At 73.3% G+C, this 15,532-nt stretch carries 15 protein-coding genes; 3 read left to right on the top strand and 12 right to left on the bottom strand.

The genetic code is table 11. The features are described 5' to 3' along the window. Nucleotides 1-38: 38 nt before the first annotated feature. The 3 genes from ACFQ11_RS05820 to ACFQ11_RS05830 all read left to right on the top strand — a co-directional run bounded on the left by ACFQ11_RS05820 (nt 39) and on the right by ACFQ11_RS05830 (nt 2,386). A complete protein-coding gene (locus tag ACFQ11_RS05820; RefSeq protein ID WP_378296798.1) occupies nt 39-503 on the top strand; it encodes an RrF2 family transcriptional regulator in 465 nt (154 codons plus the stop codon). A gap of 15 nt (nt 504-518) precedes the next feature. Then, complete coding sequence (locus ACFQ11_RS05825; RefSeq protein ID WP_378296799.1) at nt 519-1,310, top strand: DNA-formamidopyrimidine glycosylase family protein; 792 nt, start codon at nt 519-521, stop codon at nt 1,308-1,310. Between the two features lie 188 nt (nt 1,311-1,498). Next, entirely contained in the window at nt 1,499-2,386 is an 888-nt protein-coding gene (locus tag ACFQ11_RS05830; protein WP_378296800.1) for a LysR family transcriptional regulator, read from the top strand. On the opposite strand, the gene ACFQ11_RS05835 is transcribed toward ACFQ11_RS05830, so the two are convergent. The 12 genes from ACFQ11_RS05835 to ACFQ11_RS05890 all read right to left on the bottom strand — a co-directional run bounded on the left by ACFQ11_RS05835 (nt 2,373) and on the right by ACFQ11_RS05890 (nt 15,519). Next, entirely contained in the window at nt 2,373-2,873 is a 501-nt protein-coding gene (locus tag ACFQ11_RS05835) for a hypothetical protein (RefSeq protein ID WP_378296801.1), read from the bottom strand. The two genes, ACFQ11_RS05830 and ACFQ11_RS05835, sit on opposite strands and share 14 nt — an antisense overlap. 149 nt (nt 2,874-3,022) lie before the next feature. Beyond that, nucleotides 3,023-3,490 (bottom strand): Dps family protein, encoded by a 468-nt coding sequence (locus ACFQ11_RS05840; RefSeq protein WP_378296802.1) that lies wholly within the window; start codon nt 3,488-3,490, stop codon nt 3,023-3,025. Between the two features lie 286 nt (nt 3,491-3,776). Next, a complete protein-coding gene (locus ACFQ11_RS05845) occupies nt 3,777-4,130 on the bottom strand; it encodes a helix-turn-helix domain-containing protein (protein WP_378296803.1) in 354 nt (117 codons plus the stop codon). A 111-nt stretch (nt 4,131-4,241) separates the two neighbouring features. Next, complete coding sequence (locus ACFQ11_RS05850) at nt 4,242-5,534, bottom strand: CinA family nicotinamide mononucleotide deamidase-related protein (RefSeq protein WP_378296804.1); 1,293 nt, start codon at nt 5,532-5,534, stop codon at nt 4,242-4,244. A 442-nt stretch (nt 5,535-5,976) separates the two neighbouring features. Then, a complete protein-coding gene (locus ACFQ11_RS05855; RefSeq protein WP_378296805.1) occupies nt 5,977-6,504 on the bottom strand; it encodes a DUF1990 family protein in 528 nt (175 codons plus the stop codon). Then, a complete protein-coding gene (locus ACFQ11_RS05860; RefSeq protein WP_378296806.1) occupies nt 6,501-7,121 on the bottom strand; it encodes a CDP-alcohol phosphatidyltransferase family protein in 621 nt (206 codons plus the stop codon). Before ACFQ11_RS05860 ends, ACFQ11_RS05855 begins: the two co-directional genes overlap by 4 nt. Then, nucleotides 7,118-8,545, bottom strand: coding sequence for a 30S ribosomal protein S12 methylthiotransferase RimO (gene rimO, locus ACFQ11_RS05865; RefSeq protein ID WP_378296807.1), 1,428 nt, complete (start codon nt 8,543-8,545; stop codon nt 7,118-7,120). Before rimO ends, ACFQ11_RS05860 begins: the two co-directional genes overlap by 4 nt. Nucleotides 8,546-8,607: 62 nt before the next feature. Beyond that, a complete protein-coding gene (locus ACFQ11_RS05870; protein ID WP_378296808.1) occupies nt 8,608-9,363 on the bottom strand; it encodes a helix-turn-helix domain-containing protein in 756 nt (251 codons plus the stop codon). Between the two features lie 167 nt (nt 9,364-9,530). Further along, nucleotides 9,531-12,257, bottom strand: a complete 2,727-nt coding sequence (locus tag ACFQ11_RS05875; protein ID WP_378296809.1) for an FtsK/SpoIIIE family DNA translocase — start codon at nt 12,255-12,257, stop codon at nt 9,531-9,533. Between the two features lie 93 nt (nt 12,258-12,350). Continuing rightward, the gene (locus tag ACFQ11_RS05880) at nt 12,351-14,036 is read right to left on the bottom strand and encodes a ribonuclease J (RefSeq protein ID WP_378296811.1); all 1,686 of its coding nucleotides are present in this window, start codon (nt 14,034-14,036) and stop codon (nt 12,351-12,353) included. After that, nucleotides 14,033-14,971, bottom strand: a complete 939-nt coding sequence (gene dapA, locus ACFQ11_RS05885) for a 4-hydroxy-tetrahydrodipicolinate synthase (RefSeq protein ID WP_378296812.1) — start codon at nt 14,969-14,971, stop codon at nt 14,033-14,035. Before dapA ends, ACFQ11_RS05880 begins: the two co-directional genes overlap by 4 nt. A gap of 344 nt (nt 14,972-15,315) precedes the next feature. After that, entirely contained in the window at nt 15,316-15,519 is a 204-nt protein-coding gene (locus ACFQ11_RS05890; RefSeq protein WP_378296814.1) for a hypothetical protein, read from the bottom strand. Between the last annotated feature and the right edge of the window lie 13 nt (nt 15,520-15,532).

Raw genomic sequence — 15,532 nt, forward strand, 5'->3', positions numbered from 1 at the left:
GGCGCCCGACCAGTCCGATCGCAAGGGATAATGCGTACATGCGATTGTCCGCCCGGGTCGACTACGCGCTGCGTGCCGCCGCGGAGCTGGCGGTGGCCGGGAGTCATCCCGTGACCGCGGTCCAGCTCGCCGAGGCCCAGCAGATCCCGCCCAAGTTCCTGGAGAACATCCTCGGCCAGCTCCGCCGTTCCGGGCTCGTCCGGAGCCAGCGCGGCCCCGAGGGCGGCTACTGGCTGGCCCGGCCCGCCGAGCGGATCTCGCTGGCCGACATCATCCGGGCGATCGACGGGCCGCTGCTGGGCGTGCGCGGCGAGCGCCCCGAGCACGTCGGGTACGAGGGTCCGGCGCGTTCCCTGCAGGAGGTGTGGATCGCGCTGCGCGCGAGCGAGCGCGCCATCCTCGAGCGGGTCAACCTGGCGCACATCGCCGAGGGCGAGCTGCCCGACTCCGTCCGCGTCCTCACCGAGGACCCGTCCGCCTGGGAGAGCGGCTCCCTCATCTAGTACCGGGAGGGTGACGTGCCGGAGGGGGACGTCGTCCGGCTCGCGGCCCGGCGGCTGCACGAGGCGCTCGCCGGGCGGCCGCTGACGCGTTCGGACTTCCGCGTCCCCCGGCTCGCCACCGCCGATCTGCGCGGCCGGACGGTCAACGAGGTCGTGTCGCGCGGCAAGCACCTGCTGATCCGGGTGGAGGGCGGCGTCACCGTCCACACGCACCTGCTGATGGAGGGACGCTGGCAGGTGCGGCGCGCGGGGCCGGTCCCCCGCGACCACCGGGTGCGGCTGGTGCTCGCCAACGCGCGGTGGCAGGCGGTCGGCAGCTCGCTCGGCCTGGTGGAGCTGCTGCGCACCGCGGACGAGGACGGCGCCGTCGGGCACCTCGGCCCCGATCTGCTCGACCCCGCGTGGGGGCCCGGGCTCGCGGCCGAGGCGGTCGCGCGGCTCGCGGCCCGCCCCGGACGCGCCGTCGGCGAGGCCGTTCTCGACCAGACGCTGGTGGCCGGCATCGGCAACGTCTACAAGGCGGAGGTCCTGTTCCTGCGCGGCGCGAACCCGTGGACGCCCGTCGGGGACGTTCCCGACCTGCCCGGGCTCGTGGAGCTCGCCCATCGGCTGCTGGACGCCAACAAGGACCGCCACGGCCACGTCACGACCGGCGACCTGCGGCGCGGCCACGAGCACTGGGTCTACGGGCGGGCGGGCCGGCCCTGCCGCCGCTGCGGCACCCCGGTCCGCCGCGCCGGGCAGGCGTCCGACGTCGGTGAGCGCGTGACCTTCTGGTGCCCGCGCTGCCAGCCCGCGCCGCCGTGACCGGGGCCGTTCCGGGCCGCCCGCCCCGTGTCCGGCGGTCGGCGCCCGCCCGGCACCCCGGGACGCCGGGCGAGTCGCCGCCTGCGGGTCGCCGGATCCTGCGCCCGCGGGACTCATCATCGAACCGGCTCATACCCAAGTCAATTCTCAGATTTCCTTAGCCTCCTCCAAGGGCTAGCTTGGAGCACATGACTCTGGACGATCTGCGCGTCTTCGTCGCCGTCTGCGAGGCGGGCAACCTCAGCGCCGTGGCCCGCGACCTGGCGTGCAGCCAGTCCGCGGTGAGCCAGCACGTCAAGCGCCTGGAACGGGAGACGGGCCTGGTGCTGCTGGAGCGGCGGCCCCGCGGCGTCGTCCCCACCCGCGCGGGCGGCGTCCTGCGGCGGGCCGCCGCCGACGGCCTGGCCGGCCTCGACGGGGCCCTGCGCCTCCTGGACGACCTGCGCCGCGGCGTCGGCGGGACCGTGCGGGTCGCGACCGGTGCCACGACCGTCCGGCACTTCATGGCGGGCGGCGTCGCGGCGTTCCGCGCCCGCCATCCCGAGGTCGCCCTGCAGTTCGAGACCGCCGGATCGAGCCGCCGCTGCCTCGAGGCCGTCCGCTCGCACGCCGCCGACCTCGCGTGGGTGACGATCGGCCCGCCGCTCGGCGGCGTCGAACAGCGCGCGTCATGCGAACTCCCGTGGACGCTGGCGGTCCGCAACGACGACCCCCTCGCGTCCCGGGCGTCCGTCGCGCTCACCGACCTCGCGGAGATCCGGCACATCGAACTGCCCGAGCATTCGACCTCCCGCGTGCACCTGAAGACGCACCTGGAGCGCCACGGGCTGCGGCTGGCGTCCACGACGAGCGTCGCCGACTGGGACACCGCGCTGCTGCTCGCCGAACTCGGGCTCGGCCACGCGATCCTCCCCGCGCTGCCCGGCTGGGGCGACGGCTCCGGCGACGTCCGGCTGATCCCGATCCCGGACCTGCCGCCGCTCACCGCCGGGTGGGCCGCCCGCGACTGGGACGCGCTGAGCCCCCTCGCCGTCGAGTTCGCCGAGACCGTCCTGGAGCGGCTCAGCCGGCGGTGACCCGCCCGCCCGCCACGACCAGCCGCGCCTGCGGGCCGCCCTCCCCGCATTCGGGCCCGCCGGGACGCGTCGCCTCCGGCGTCGCCCGCACCCGCCGCGCGAGCACCGCGTCGCCGCCGTCGTCCAGCAGCGCGAACTCGACCTCGACGGGCGCCTCCGGGAGCCCCTCCACCTGCGCGAACCCGGTCATGCCGCCGTCCGGCGAGGCGGAGGCGCCGCACACGGCGTCGGGTCCGTCCCCGCCGCACCCCATCGGCACGGCGGCGGCGGACGGCCGGAGCGCGACCTCCGACGTCGTGCAGGCGCCGTCCCAGCACACTCGCAGCGACGCCGACGCGGCGCGCTCCGCGTCCGGCGGCCGCACGTCCACGCTCACCCCCGGCGGCGACCCGATCGCCGGGCACGCGACGGGCGTGTCGCACGCCGCCGCGACCAGCGCTCCCGCCACGAGCGCGCCGAGGCACGCGCCTTTCCCCACAGCACCCATGTCTCATGGACGCCGGCGCCCGCCCGGGCGTTCCGGGGAACACCGAGACCCCGGTCCGTCCGGACCGGGGTCTCGGTGTTCACGCCCGCCCGGGCGCCTGGATCGCGGCGGCGCGCCGGGGGCGGAGTCGGGGGATCAGGGAACCGGGATCAGGTCTGCGCCTGGAACATCCAGTGCTGCTTCTCCAGCTCGTGGGTGATGCCGATGAGCAGGTCCTGGGTGACCGGGTCCGGCTCGTCGGTCTCCGCGATGCGCTCCCGGAAACGGCCGATGATCTGGGCGAGCACGTCGGTGATCGCGCTGACGACCTTGTCGTCGGCGAGGTAGCCGGCCTCGAGCTGCGGCAGTTCGGTGCGGTCGGCGACCGTGCGGGCGCGGCCGTCGGGGTTCACGCCGATCGCCACGGCGCGCTCCGCGACGTCGTCCTGACCCTGCCGGGCGAGGTCGACGACCTCGTCCAGGTGCTCGTGCACGACCTTGAAGTTGCGACCGGTCAGGTTCCAGTGCGCCTGCTTGGCGAGCAGCGCCAGATCGATGAGGTCGACGAGGGCGCCCTGCAATGCGTTCCCCGCGACCTTCTGGGCCGATTCGGTGAGCGGGCTCTTGACCGCCGCCATTGTGGGCTCCTTCCGCGTCGTTACGGTTATCCGTTACAACGGGAAAGGATCCCCGGCTATGCCGCGTCCAACCGTGAGGCCGGGCACATCCGCGGCCCGGGCCGCCGGTGGGACGACGGCGGCGGGCGCGGCCCGCCGACCGGGGGCATCACAATGGGCCCCGCCCCCGCACCAGGCCGCAGCGGCGCCGCATGCCCGCGCGGCCTCCGTTCCGCCGCGCCGCGGCAGGGCCGGGCGCACCGCAGGGGCCGGGGCCCCCGCACCCGCCGGCGGGCGGGACCGCCGGTCAGGCGGCGACCATGTCGGCGCGGAGTTCGCCGGTGATCTCCTCCGGGGTCTCCGGAATGCTCTCCGCGGTGATGCGCTCGTGCTCGGGCGCACCCGCCATGACGGGCTCGTGCTGCAGCTCGGCGAGGGCGAGCTGATCCGCGACGTCCCTCAGCACGTGCGACAGCGGCACCCCGAGCGCCTTGCAGATCGAGGAGAGCAGCTCCGAGGAGGCCTCCTTCTGCCCTCGTTCCACCTCGGAGAGATAGCCGAGGGAAACCCGTGCCGCCGCGGACACTTCACGGAGGGTGCGTCCCTGGCGCAGCCGCAGCTGCCGCAGTACGTCACCGAGCAGCTGGCGAAGCAGGACCATCGTCTCGCTCCCTCCCTCAGTTCGGACCATCTGCCACTTCCACCGTACCTGGCTTGACGGCGGCCATGGCAGACCGTTGATTTCGTGTTCGCTCGAAACGTAACGCTGTAATCAGCCCGACTCTTCCCGATCATCCCGGGCGAGCTCGGCCGCGGGGTCCGCGGCGAGCCCCAGCAGAGCCCGTCTGAGCTGGTCAAGCGCGTGAACGACGGTCATCCTGCGGATGACGTCGCGGGTCTCCGGGCCGGGGCCGGGCACGGGCAGTTTCGGTTGGGTCACGATGCGCGTATTTCCGGGTCCGGCCACACCGATATAGACCGTTCCCACGGCGTGGCCGTCCTGCCGCTCCGGTCCGGCCACACCGGTCACCGCGATCCCGTAGGTCGCGCCGAGCCGGTCCCGGACGCCCTCCGCCATCGCCGCCGCGACGTCCGGGTGGACGGCGCCGTGCTCGGCGAGCAGGTCTCCGGGGACGCCGAGCAGGTCGCGCTTGAGGTCGGTCGAGTACGCGACGACGCCGCCCGCGAACGTCGTCGACGAGCCGGGCATCGCGGTCAGCTCCGCGCCGATCTGCCCGCCGGTCAGCGACTCGGCGGCCGCGGCCGTGGCGGAGCGCTGCGTCAGCAGCCGGTGCACGACGCGGTCGAGCGTCTCGTCCTCCACCCCGTAGACGGCGGAGCCGAGCAGTTCACGGATCCGCTTCTCGACGTGGCCGAGGCGGTCCCACACGTCCGTGCCGGCGCCGGCGACGGTGACGCGGACCCGCACCTCCGCCGGCTGGGGCAGGTAGGCGAGCCGGACGCCGTCCATGGCCTCGATCTCGGCGAGCCGCACCGCCAGCACCGACTCCCACAGGCCGGCGGTCCGCAGGGTGCGGCGGGCGACCTCGGGCGGGCCGGCCAGCTCGGGCAGGACCACCTCGTCCATGATCGTGCGCATCTCGAACGGGACGCCGGGCAGCGCGTACACGACACCGCCGGGCAGTTCGACGCGCAGCCCCGGCGCCGACCCGGACGAGTTCCGCAGCAGCCCCGCGCCCTGCGGGACGTCCGCCATGCGCAGCGCCATCTCCCGGACCTCGCGCCCGGCCGCCGCGGCCCGCTCCCGCAGCCGCCGCTCCAGCTCCGGGTCGCGGACGAGCGGGACGCCCGCCGCCGCGGCCAGCGCGTCCCGCGTCAGGTCGTCGTAGGTGGGCCCGAGCCCGCCGGTAGTGATCACCGCGTCGGCCCGGCCGAGCGCGGCCGTCACCGCCTCGACGATCACGTCCGTCTCGTCGCCGACGACGACGCTGCGGGTGACGTCCACGCCGTGGTCGGCGAGCCGCCGTCCCAGCCACGCGGCATTGCCGTTGATCGTGTCGCCGAGGAGCAGTTCGTCCCCGACGGTGAGCAGCTCGACGCGCATCCCGTCCCCTCCCGGTCAGGTGTCCGAATCTACCGCCGCCCGCCGACGCCCCGACGCCGCCGGGGCGTCCCGGCCGGGCGGCCGGGGCCCGCCGGACCGGCGGCCGAATCCGGACGAAGTGTATGTTCGACACGAAAACCGACTCGCGGACGCGGTCGCTTATTCCTCGCCCGACAAAACCATCGGGTGCACATTGCGTTCACCCGTTCGTCATACATGCACGTCGTGTGTGACTTGGAGCGCACCTCGACCGCATATCGGCACGCGCACAACGCGCCCGCGTCCCACATTAGGCAGAAGTGAGCGTCATATTGTGAGTCAAAACTCACCCGTCCGATTCGCGCAGCACCCCGAATCACAGGGATAATTGTGAGCGCGGGGCACCGTGAACGGGGCCGCGGGACCACGACCGGGGTGGGCGTGGTCCCGCGGCCCGCTCCGTTCAGGGGCGGGCGGGCCCGCGCCGGACGAGCCGGCGCAGGACGATGCCGCATCCGCGCGCGTAGAGCCGCTGGAACAGCGGGCCGAACGGGCCCGCGAGCCGCCCCGCGGCCGTCGCGGGCCGGCTGAACGAGGTGACGGTCAGCCACACGGCGCCGTCGTCGTCGATGTCCACGGCGAACGATTCCTCACCGGACATCGCATGCCCGGCCAGCGTCCCGTACCCGAAACCGCCGCCGCGCTCGTCCCGGCGGGTCCACACCACCCGGCAGGGCGCCCGCAGCCGCAGCGGCCCCACGCCCACGGTGACCTCGACGTCGACCCCCGGCTCTGCCCGCGGCCCCGACGCGGTCACCCGGACGGGCAGCGCACGGTGCATCCGGAGGTCCAGGACGGCGTCCACCGCGGCCCGCAGCGCCTCCGGGCCCGCGCCGACGCGCGTCCGCTCCCGCAGGTACCGGTAGCCCTCCGGCCGGCGGCCGTCGCGCGTGGCCCCCACCTCGGGGTAGGTGAACCCGTCCGCCGTCATGCGCCCTCCTCGCGCGCCCGCCCCCCGCGCGCACCGTCCCGGGAGCGCCGCAGGCGCCACGCCTGGACGACGTAGTCGGCGCCGGTGACCAGGGTGACGGCGAGGGCGGCGGCCATCGCCGCCCAGCGGATCGGGTCGAGCGGCCCCGGCAGGATGAACAAGCCGATGGCGATGACCTGCAGCATCGTCTTCAGCTTGCCGCCCTTGCTGGCCGGGATGACCCCGTACCGGATGACGACGAACCGGAGCAGCGTGATGCCGACCTCGCGGGCCATGATGGCGATGGTCACCCACCACCACAGCTCGCCGAGCAGCGACAGGCTGACCAGGGCGGCGCCGGTCAGCGCCTTGTCGGCGATCGGGTCGGCGATCTTGCCGAAGTCGGTGACCAGGCCGCGGGCGCGCGCGATGTCGCCGTCGATCTTGTCGGTGATCGACGCCGCGGCGAACACCGCGAACGCGGCGAGCCGCCAGCCGGTGCCCTCCAGGAACAGCAGCCACACGAACAGCGGCACCAGCGCGATCCTGAGCAGGGTCAGCAGGTTCGCGATGTTGTAGACGCTGGCGGTGGACGTCTCCCGGTCGCCGGCCACCGGGTCGGGCGCCCCGGCCGTCACGGCGCCGCCGCGTCCGCGATCAGGTCCACGCCGTCGCTGCCGACGACGCGGGCGGTGACGATCTCGCCGAGCGCGAGGCCCGCACCGCGCACCAGGACCGTGCCGTCCACCTCGGGAGCCTGGTGGTCGGCCCGTCCCTCGAAGGCGCCGTCCGGTGTCTTCTCCTCCAGGAGCACCCGCACGTCGGTGCCGACCCGCTCCTCGGCGCGCTGCGCGGTCAGCTCGTCCGCCAGCCCGGTCAGCTCCTCGACGCGCCGCGCGACCTCGTCGGGATCGACCTTGCCGTCCAGGTTCGCGGCCTCGGTGCCCTCCTCGTCGGAGTAGCCGAACACGCCGATCGCGTCCAGCCGCGCCGCCGACAGGAACTCGGCGAGCTCCTCGAAGTCGTCCTCGGTCTCGCCGGGGAACCCGACGATGAAGTTGGAGCGGACGCCCGCCTCGGGAGCGTGCGCGCGGATCTGGTGGAGCAGCTCCAGGAAGCGCTCCCGGTCGCCGAACCGGCGCATCGCGCGCAGCACCGGGCCGCTCGCGTGCTGGAACGACATGTCGAAGTACGGGGCGACGCCGGGCGTGGCGCAGATCGCCTCGACGAGCCCGGGCCGCGTCTCGGCGGGCTGCAGGTAGCTGACGCGGACCCGCTCGACGCCGTCCACCGCCGCCAGGCCCGGCAGCAGCTTCTCCAGGGCGCGCAGGTCGCCGAGGTCCTTGCCGTAGGACGTGGAGTTCTCGCTGACCAGGACGAGCTCGCGGGCGCCGTGCGCGGCGAGCCAGCGGGCCTCCTCCAGCACCTCCTCCGGCGGGCGCGACACGTACGCGCCGCGGAACGCGGGGATCGCGCAGAACGTGCAGCGGCGGTCGCAGCCCGACGCCAGTTTCAGCGGGGCGACCGGGCCGCCGCCGAGGCGGCGCCGCAGCACCCGGGGGCCCGACGCGGGCGCGACGCCCGCCGGCAGGTCGTCCGGTCCGTCGCCGTGGCCGGGGATCGCGACGCCGGACACGGACGAGCCGCGCTCCACCGGGGTGATCGGCAGCAGGGTGCGGCGGTCGCGCGGAGTGTGCGCGGTGTGCGCCCGCCCGGCCATGACGTCGTCGAGCCGCGCGCCGATGCCGGCGTAGTCGTCGAACCCGATGACGGCGTCCGCCTCGGGCAGCGCGTCGGCGAGTTCCCTGCCGTACCGCTCGGCCATGCACCCGGCCGCGACGACCTTCGCGCCGGAGTCGTGCGCGGCCAGCAGCGTGTCGATGGAGTCCTTCTTCGCCGCCTCGATGAAGCCGCAGGTGTTGACGACCACGACGTCGGCGCCGTCCGCCCCGTCCGCCAGGTCCCATCCGGCGTCCTCGATGCGGGCGGCGAGCTCCTCGGAGTCGACCTCGTTCCGGGCGCAACCGAGCGTGATCAGCGAAACCTTGCGGCGAGTGGACATGCCCCTAAGGTAATGGGCCCCGGCGGCCCGGGGGACCGGTGGGCCGACCGTATCGCCCCGGATCAGGCGGCTTCGGGGTCGTCCCGGTCGAAACTGAGCCGCTGCACGCCGCCGCCCTCGCCGGGCGCCCCGAGGTCCTTGCCGTTCACGGTCAGGTCGACGCCGCCGCCGACGCCGATCACCAGGTCGATCTCCTTGTCGGCGGTCCACCGCTTCTGGTCGCCCTTGCGCATGATCCCGGTGAACAGCGCCTCGCCGTCCCCGTCGCGGACGCTCAGCCAGACGGTGCGGTTCGCGGTGGCCCGGACGTCCACCTCCGTGCGGGGCGCGGCGGCGACTGGGTCGCTCTTCTTGGTCGGGCCGCTCGACGCCGACGGGGACGGGGACGCGGCGGGCGTCCCGGCGACCGGCGCGGCGGTCCGCCGCTCGCCGCCGTCCTGGCCGACGACCTGGACGACCGCGTACACCACCACGAGGGCGAGCGCGAGCGCCATCGCGGCGCTCCAGTTCGGCGGACGGCGCTCACGGAACTCCCGCACGGGCTGCTCGGGCTCGAACGCGGAGATCGCCGAGACGGGCTGGGGCGCGCCGCCGTGGATCGCGTCGAACTCGGCGACGAGCGGTTCGGGGTCGATGCCGATGACGCGGGAGACGCTGCGGATGTGGCCGCGCGCGTAGAAGTTGCCGCCGCAGGGCGCGAAGTCGTCGGCCTCCATCCCGCGGATCACGGTCTCCCGGATCCGCGTCTGGAGACTCACCTGGGTCACCGAGAGACCGGCTCGCTGTCGCTCATTCGCCAGGGTCTCTCCGATGCTCACGCGAGCCTCCTTCGGGGGCGACTATGACCGATCCCACATTCGTGGGTCCAGTCTAGGAAGGGGCATGCCCGCCCTGCGACTCGCAACGCGTTCGAAAGTGGGCAAGATTTCGCATCATTCCGTCATGATCGTCCGCCGTCCGCCGCCGTACCGCGCGTCCATGCTGATCAGCCGCCGCCTCGGATCTCCGCGAGCACTCCGGGCAGATCGTCCGGTTTCGTCAGCACGTCCCGCGCCTTCGAGCCCTCGCTGGGACCGACGATGTCGCGGCTCTCCATGAGGTCCATCAGCCGGCCCGCCTTCGCGAACCCGACGCGCAGCTTGCGCTGCAGCATCGACGTGGACCCGAACTGCGTCGACACGACGAGCTCGATCGCCTGGACGAGCAGGTCCATGTCGTCGCCGATCTCCTCGTCGATCTCCTTCTTCGGCTTGGCCGTGTCGCCGACGTCGTCGCGGTAGGACGCCTCCATCTGGCCCTTGCAGTGGGCGACGACCGAGGTGATCTCCTTCTCGGAGACGTAGGCGTTCTGGATCCGGATGGGCTTGCTCGCGCCCATCGGCAGGAACAGCGCGTCGCCCTGCCCGACCAGCTTCTCCGCGCCGGGCTGGTCGAGGATGACGCGGCTGTCCGACAGCGACGACGTCGCGAACGCCAGCCGGGACGGGACGTTCGCCTTGATCAGCCCGGTGACGACGTCGACGGACGGGCGCTGCGTCGCCAGCACCAGGTGGATCCCGGCGGCGCGGGCGAGCTGGGTGATGCGGACGACCGAGTCCTCGACGTCGCGGGGCGCGACCATCATGAGGTCGGCCAGCTCGTCGACGATCACCAGCATGTACGGGTACGGGGTGTAGACGCGCTCGCTGCCGGGCGGCGGCGTGAGCTTGCCCGCCTTGACGGCCTTGTTGAAGTCGTCGATGTGCCGGTAGCCGGACGCGGCGAGGTCGTCGTAGCGGCGGTCCATCTCCCCCACGACCCATTCGAGGGCCTCGGCGGCCTTCTTCGGGTTCGTGATGATCGGCGTGATCAGGTGCGGGATGCCCTGGTACATCGTCAGCTCGACCCGCTTGGGGTCGACGAGGATCATCCGGACCTCGTCCGGCGTCGCCCGCATCAGGATCGAGGTGATGAGCCCGTTGATGCAGGTCGACTTGCCGGCTCCGGTCGCGCCCGCGATGAGGATGTGCGGCATCTTCGCCAGGTTCGCCACGACCGTGCGGCCCTCGACGTCCTTGCCCAACCCGACGATCATCGGGTGGTGCTCGTTCGTCGCGGCGGGCGCGCGCAGCACGTCGCCGAGGCTGACGATGTCCTTGTCGGTGTTGGGGATCTCCACCCCGATCGCCGACTTGCCGGGGATCGGGGAGATGATCCGCACATCGGCGCTCTTGACCGCGTACGCGATGTTCTTGGTGAGCGCGGTGACCTTCTCGACCTTCACCGCGGGCCCCAGCTCGATCTCGTACCGGGTGATCGTCGGGCCGCGGGTGAACCCGGTGACCTGCGCGTCGATGTCGAACTGCTCCAGCACCCCGGTGAGCGCGTTCACGACGGTGTCGTTGGCCTTGGTGCGCGGCTTGGTCGCGCTGCCGGGCCGCAGCGCCGACGGCTCCGGCAGGACGTAGATCTCGCCGGACGACGACAGCGGCAGCTGCTCGGACCCGCGGGGCGCCGGGGTCGGGTCGGGCACCTCGCGGTCGGGCTCGCCTCCGGGGGCGTCCGGTTCCGGCGCGGCCGCGGTCTCGCCGGCGGCCGGATCGAACGGGTGGGGGCCGTCGTCGCCGGGCGGCGCGGGCGGCGGGACGTCGGCGCCGAAGGGATCCGGGTCGAACAGGTCGTCGGCCAGGTCGCGGCGCGGGGCGGCGCCCTTCCCGGACGCACCGGCCGCGGCGGAGTCGTCCAGCAGCGGGGTGTCGTAGGGGCGCGAGTGCTCCCCGATCTCCGGCTCCTCGTTCCCGGTGCCGCCGCCGGCGCCCTTGCGGCCCTTGCGGCGGCGCTTCCGCGGCGCGGGCGCGTCCTGCGCCGCGTCCTCCGCCGCGTCCTCGGCGCCGTCGGCGGGCTCGGGCTCCGGGCGTCCCTGCAGGGTGGCGACCGACCACAGCTCGGCGAGCCGCTCGGGGACCTTGTTGATCGGGGTCGCGGTGACGACCAGCAGCCCGAACCCCGACAGGAGCAGCAGCAGCGGGACGGCGACCCAGCCGCTGAGCGCGGTGTCCAGCGGCGCCGAGACGAGCCAGCCGAGCACGCCGCCCGCCTCGCGGACGCCCGCCATGTCGTCGGCCGGGGACGGGACGCCCGCGGCCAGGTGCAGGATGCCGAGGACGCCGGCGCCCAGTGCCGTGATGCCGATGACGATGCGCCCGGTGTCCTCGTGATGCTCGGGATGGCGCAGCGTCCGCCACGCGAGCAGGCCCAGCAGGACGGGCAGGCCCATCGCGATGATGCCGAGCCCGCCGCGGATCACCTTCTCGAGCGCGACGGTGACGACGCCGTCCGGGCTGAACCAGGTCACCGAGGCGACCACGATCGCGGAACCGAGCAGCGCGAGCCCGAGCCCGTCGCGGCGGTGCTCCGGGTCGAGGTTGCGGGCGCCGTTCCCGTACGCGCGGAACACCGAGCCGACGGTGACGGCCGCCAGCTGCCAGAGCTTGAACAGCAGCTTGAAGAACCCGAGGATCGCCAGCGGGATCGGGTCCGGTTTGGCGGCGGGAGCGCGCTTGAAGCCGCCCTTGCCGTGTGCGGGCTTGCCGCCGCTCTTGCCGCCTCCGCCCTTTCCGCTTCCGCTGTTGCCGCTCGGTCGCTTCCGGGGGGACGACCCAGCGGGTCGACGAGCCGCGCTGCCCCCGGCGCGGGAGGAGCTCTTCGCCTCTCCGGACGCACGTGTGGCCATGCTTACGAGAGTAACCAAGCATCCCCGGGCGGCCCGGGACGGCGGGCGGGCGTGTCGCGGGACCGGGCGGGGTCCGCGGCACGCCCGCGCGGCCTACACCTCGACGACCACCGGGATGATCATCGGACGGCGGCGGTACTTGTCGCTCACCCACTTGCCGACGGTGCGGCGGACGAGCTGGTTGATCTGGTGCAGGTCGTTGACCCCGTTGCCGGCCGCGTCGGCGAGGACCTCGTCCAGCCGTTCGAGGACGTCCTCGAAGTCCTCGTTGACGATCCCGGCGCCGCGCGCGTGGATCTCCGGCCCGGCCACCACCTTGCCGGAGGTGGAGTCGATGCCGACGACGATGGAGACGAACCCCTCCTCGCCGAGGATCCGGCGGTCCTTCAGGGACGTCTCGGTGACCTCGCCGACCGACAGCCCGTCCACGTAGACGTACCCGGCGGGGACGGCGCCCACGATCTTCGCGTTGCCGTCGACGAGGTCGACGACGACGCCGTCCTCGGCGATGACGACGTTGTCCTCGGGGACGCCGGTGAGCATCGCGAGCTTCGCGTGCGCGCGCAGGTGCCGCCACTCGCCGTGGATCGGCATGAAGTTGCCCGGCTTCGTCACGTTCAGGACGTACAGCAGCTCGCCCGCGGGGGCGTGCCCGGACACGTGCACCAGCGCGTTGCCCTTGTGGACGACGCGCGCGCCCCACCGGGTGAGGCCGTTGATGACGCGGTTGACGGCGTTCTCGTTGCCCGGGATGAGGGACGACGCCAGCACCACGGTGTCGCGGTCGGTGATGCGGATCTGGTGGTCGCGGTTCGCCATCCGCGACAGCGCCGACATCGGCTCGCCCTGGGAGCCGGTGCACACCAGCACCAGGTTGTCGGGCGGGATGTCGTCGAGCTGCTTCTGCTCGACCATGATCCCCTCGGGGACCTCCAGGTAGCCGAGCTCGCGCGCGACGCCCATGTTCCGCACCATCGACCGTCCGACGAAGCACACCCGGCGGCCGTTGGCGACGGCGGCGTCCAGGACCTGCTGGACGCGGTGGACGTGCGACGCGAAACACGCGACGATCAGCCGGCCCTCGGCGGTGCGGAACACCTCGTCGACGACCGGGCCGATGTTGCGCTCGCTGGTGACGAACCCGGGGACCTCGGCGTTGGTGGAGTCCGACAGCAGCAGGTCGACGCCCTCGGCGCCGAGCCGCGCGAACCCGGGCAGGTCGGTGAGCCGCCCGTCCAGCGGAAGCTGGTCCATCTTGAAGTCGCCGGTGTGCAGGACGAGCCCGGCGGGCGTGCGGACGGCGACGGCGAGGGCGTCCGGAATCGAATGGTTGACCGCCAGGAACTCGCATTCGAACGGTCCCAGGGTGCGCCGCTCGCTCTCCGCGACGACGTCCACGGCCGGTTTGATGCGGTGCTCGGCGAGCTTGGCCTCCAGCAGCGCCATCGTCAGCTTGGACCCGATCACGGGGATGTCCCGGCGCTCCCGCAGCAGGTACGGGACGGCGCCGATGTGGTCCTCGTGCCCGTGCGTCAGCACGATCGCCTCGATGTCGTCCAGGCGGTCCCGGATGTACTCGAAGTCGGGCAGGATCAGGTCGATCCCCGGCTGCTCGGTCTCGGGGAACAGCACGCCGCAGTCGACGACGAGCAGGCGCCCGCCGTACTCGAAGACCGTCATGTTGCGGCCGATCTCCCCCAGACCGCCCAGCGCGACGATGCGCAGGCCGTTCTCGGGCGGGGCGGGCGGGTCGGAGAGCTCCGGGTGAGGATGACTCACCGGGCGACCTCCGGGATGGCGACCTCCGACACTTTGACTCCTCCATTGGCAAGATCTTCTTGCAGTTGCGCCACGAACTCGGGGCCGGCCTCCACGAGCGGAGCGCGGAGCGGGCCGCCTCCGGGGAGGCCGAGCAGGTTCAACGCCGCCTTGACGGCGATGGCGCCCTGCGTGCGGGTCATGATGGCGGCGACGACGGGCAGCAGGCGCCGGTGGATCTCCAGAGCCCGCGCGTGCTCGCCGGCGAGATGGGCGTCGATCATCTCATGCAGTTCGGTACCCACGACATGGCCGACCACGCTGACGAATCCGGCGGCGCCGACCGACAGCCACGGCAGGTTCAGGACGTCGTCGCCGGAGTACCAGACCAGGTCGGTCTCGGCCATCACCCGGGAGGCGCCGAACAGGTCGCCCTTGGCGTCCTTGACGGCGATGATCCGCGGGTGCTCGGCGAGCTGCACCAGCGTGTCGTTCTGGATCGGCACCCCGGCGCGCCCGGGGATGTCGTAGAGCATGCACGGCAGGCCCGTCGAGTCGGCGACCGCCGTGAAATGGCGGATGAGCCCCTCCTGCGGGGGCTTGTTGTAGTAAGGCGTGACCACGAGGAGCCCGTGCGCGCCGGCGGTCTCGGCCTGCCGCGCGAGTTGCAGGGTGTGCTCGGTGTGGTTCGTCCCAGCGCCGCCGATGATCACCGCACGGTCGCCGACCGCCTCGATGACCGCGCGCAGCAGTTTCTGCTTCTCGTCGTCGCTCGTCGTCGGCGACTCGCCGGTCGTCCCGTTGACGACCAGGCCGTCGTGGCGCCGCTCGTCGACCAGGTGGGTCGCGAGGCGCGCGGCGCCGTCGTAGTCGACGCCGCCGTCCGGCAGGAACGGGGTGACCATCGCGGTCAGCATCCGTCCGAACGGAGCGTCGGTGGATGTGCTGGGTGCCATGATACGAACGGTACCGCTCCGGCCGTTCACCTTGGACCCGCAGGTCGGCGTCAGGGCGAAGCCTCCCGGATTGACCCTTTATGACGGGCGGTGGAACGGGCACCCGCCGCGAGGCGCGGAGAAGCCGCCGCCACGCGCTCGGGGGTACGCGTGGCGGCGGCTCCATCGACATCGTGGCACGCGGACGCCTCGGTTACGGGGTCGGTCCGGCCACTCTCCGGACTCGGTTACATAACACGCCCATGGCCGACATCGGCCCGGGGCGGCGACCGCGGCAGGAACCGTCGCGGGGCCGTATCCCGACCATGCCGGGACCGTGCCGGACGGCGCCCGCCGCACGTCCGTCAGGCTTCGGCGGCCGGACGGACGGACGCGAACTCGCGCAGCCGGACGCGCAGCTCCTCGACGTCCGGGGTGCGGACGAGATCGTTGCCCCGGACGGCCCACCAGTGGCCGGACCCGCCCCGCCCGATCCGCCACCCGGTGAACTCCGCCGACAGCTCGCTGAGGCGGTCGCCGTCGTGCCGCGCGGTCTGCTGGATGCCCATCGGCCTCGTCCCC

The sequence above is a fragment of the Actinomadura sediminis genome, assembly GCF_042675525.1.
In the GTDB taxonomy this organism is placed as follows: Bacteria; Actinomycetota; Actinomycetes; order Streptosporangiales; family Streptosporangiaceae; genus Spirillospora; species Spirillospora sediminis.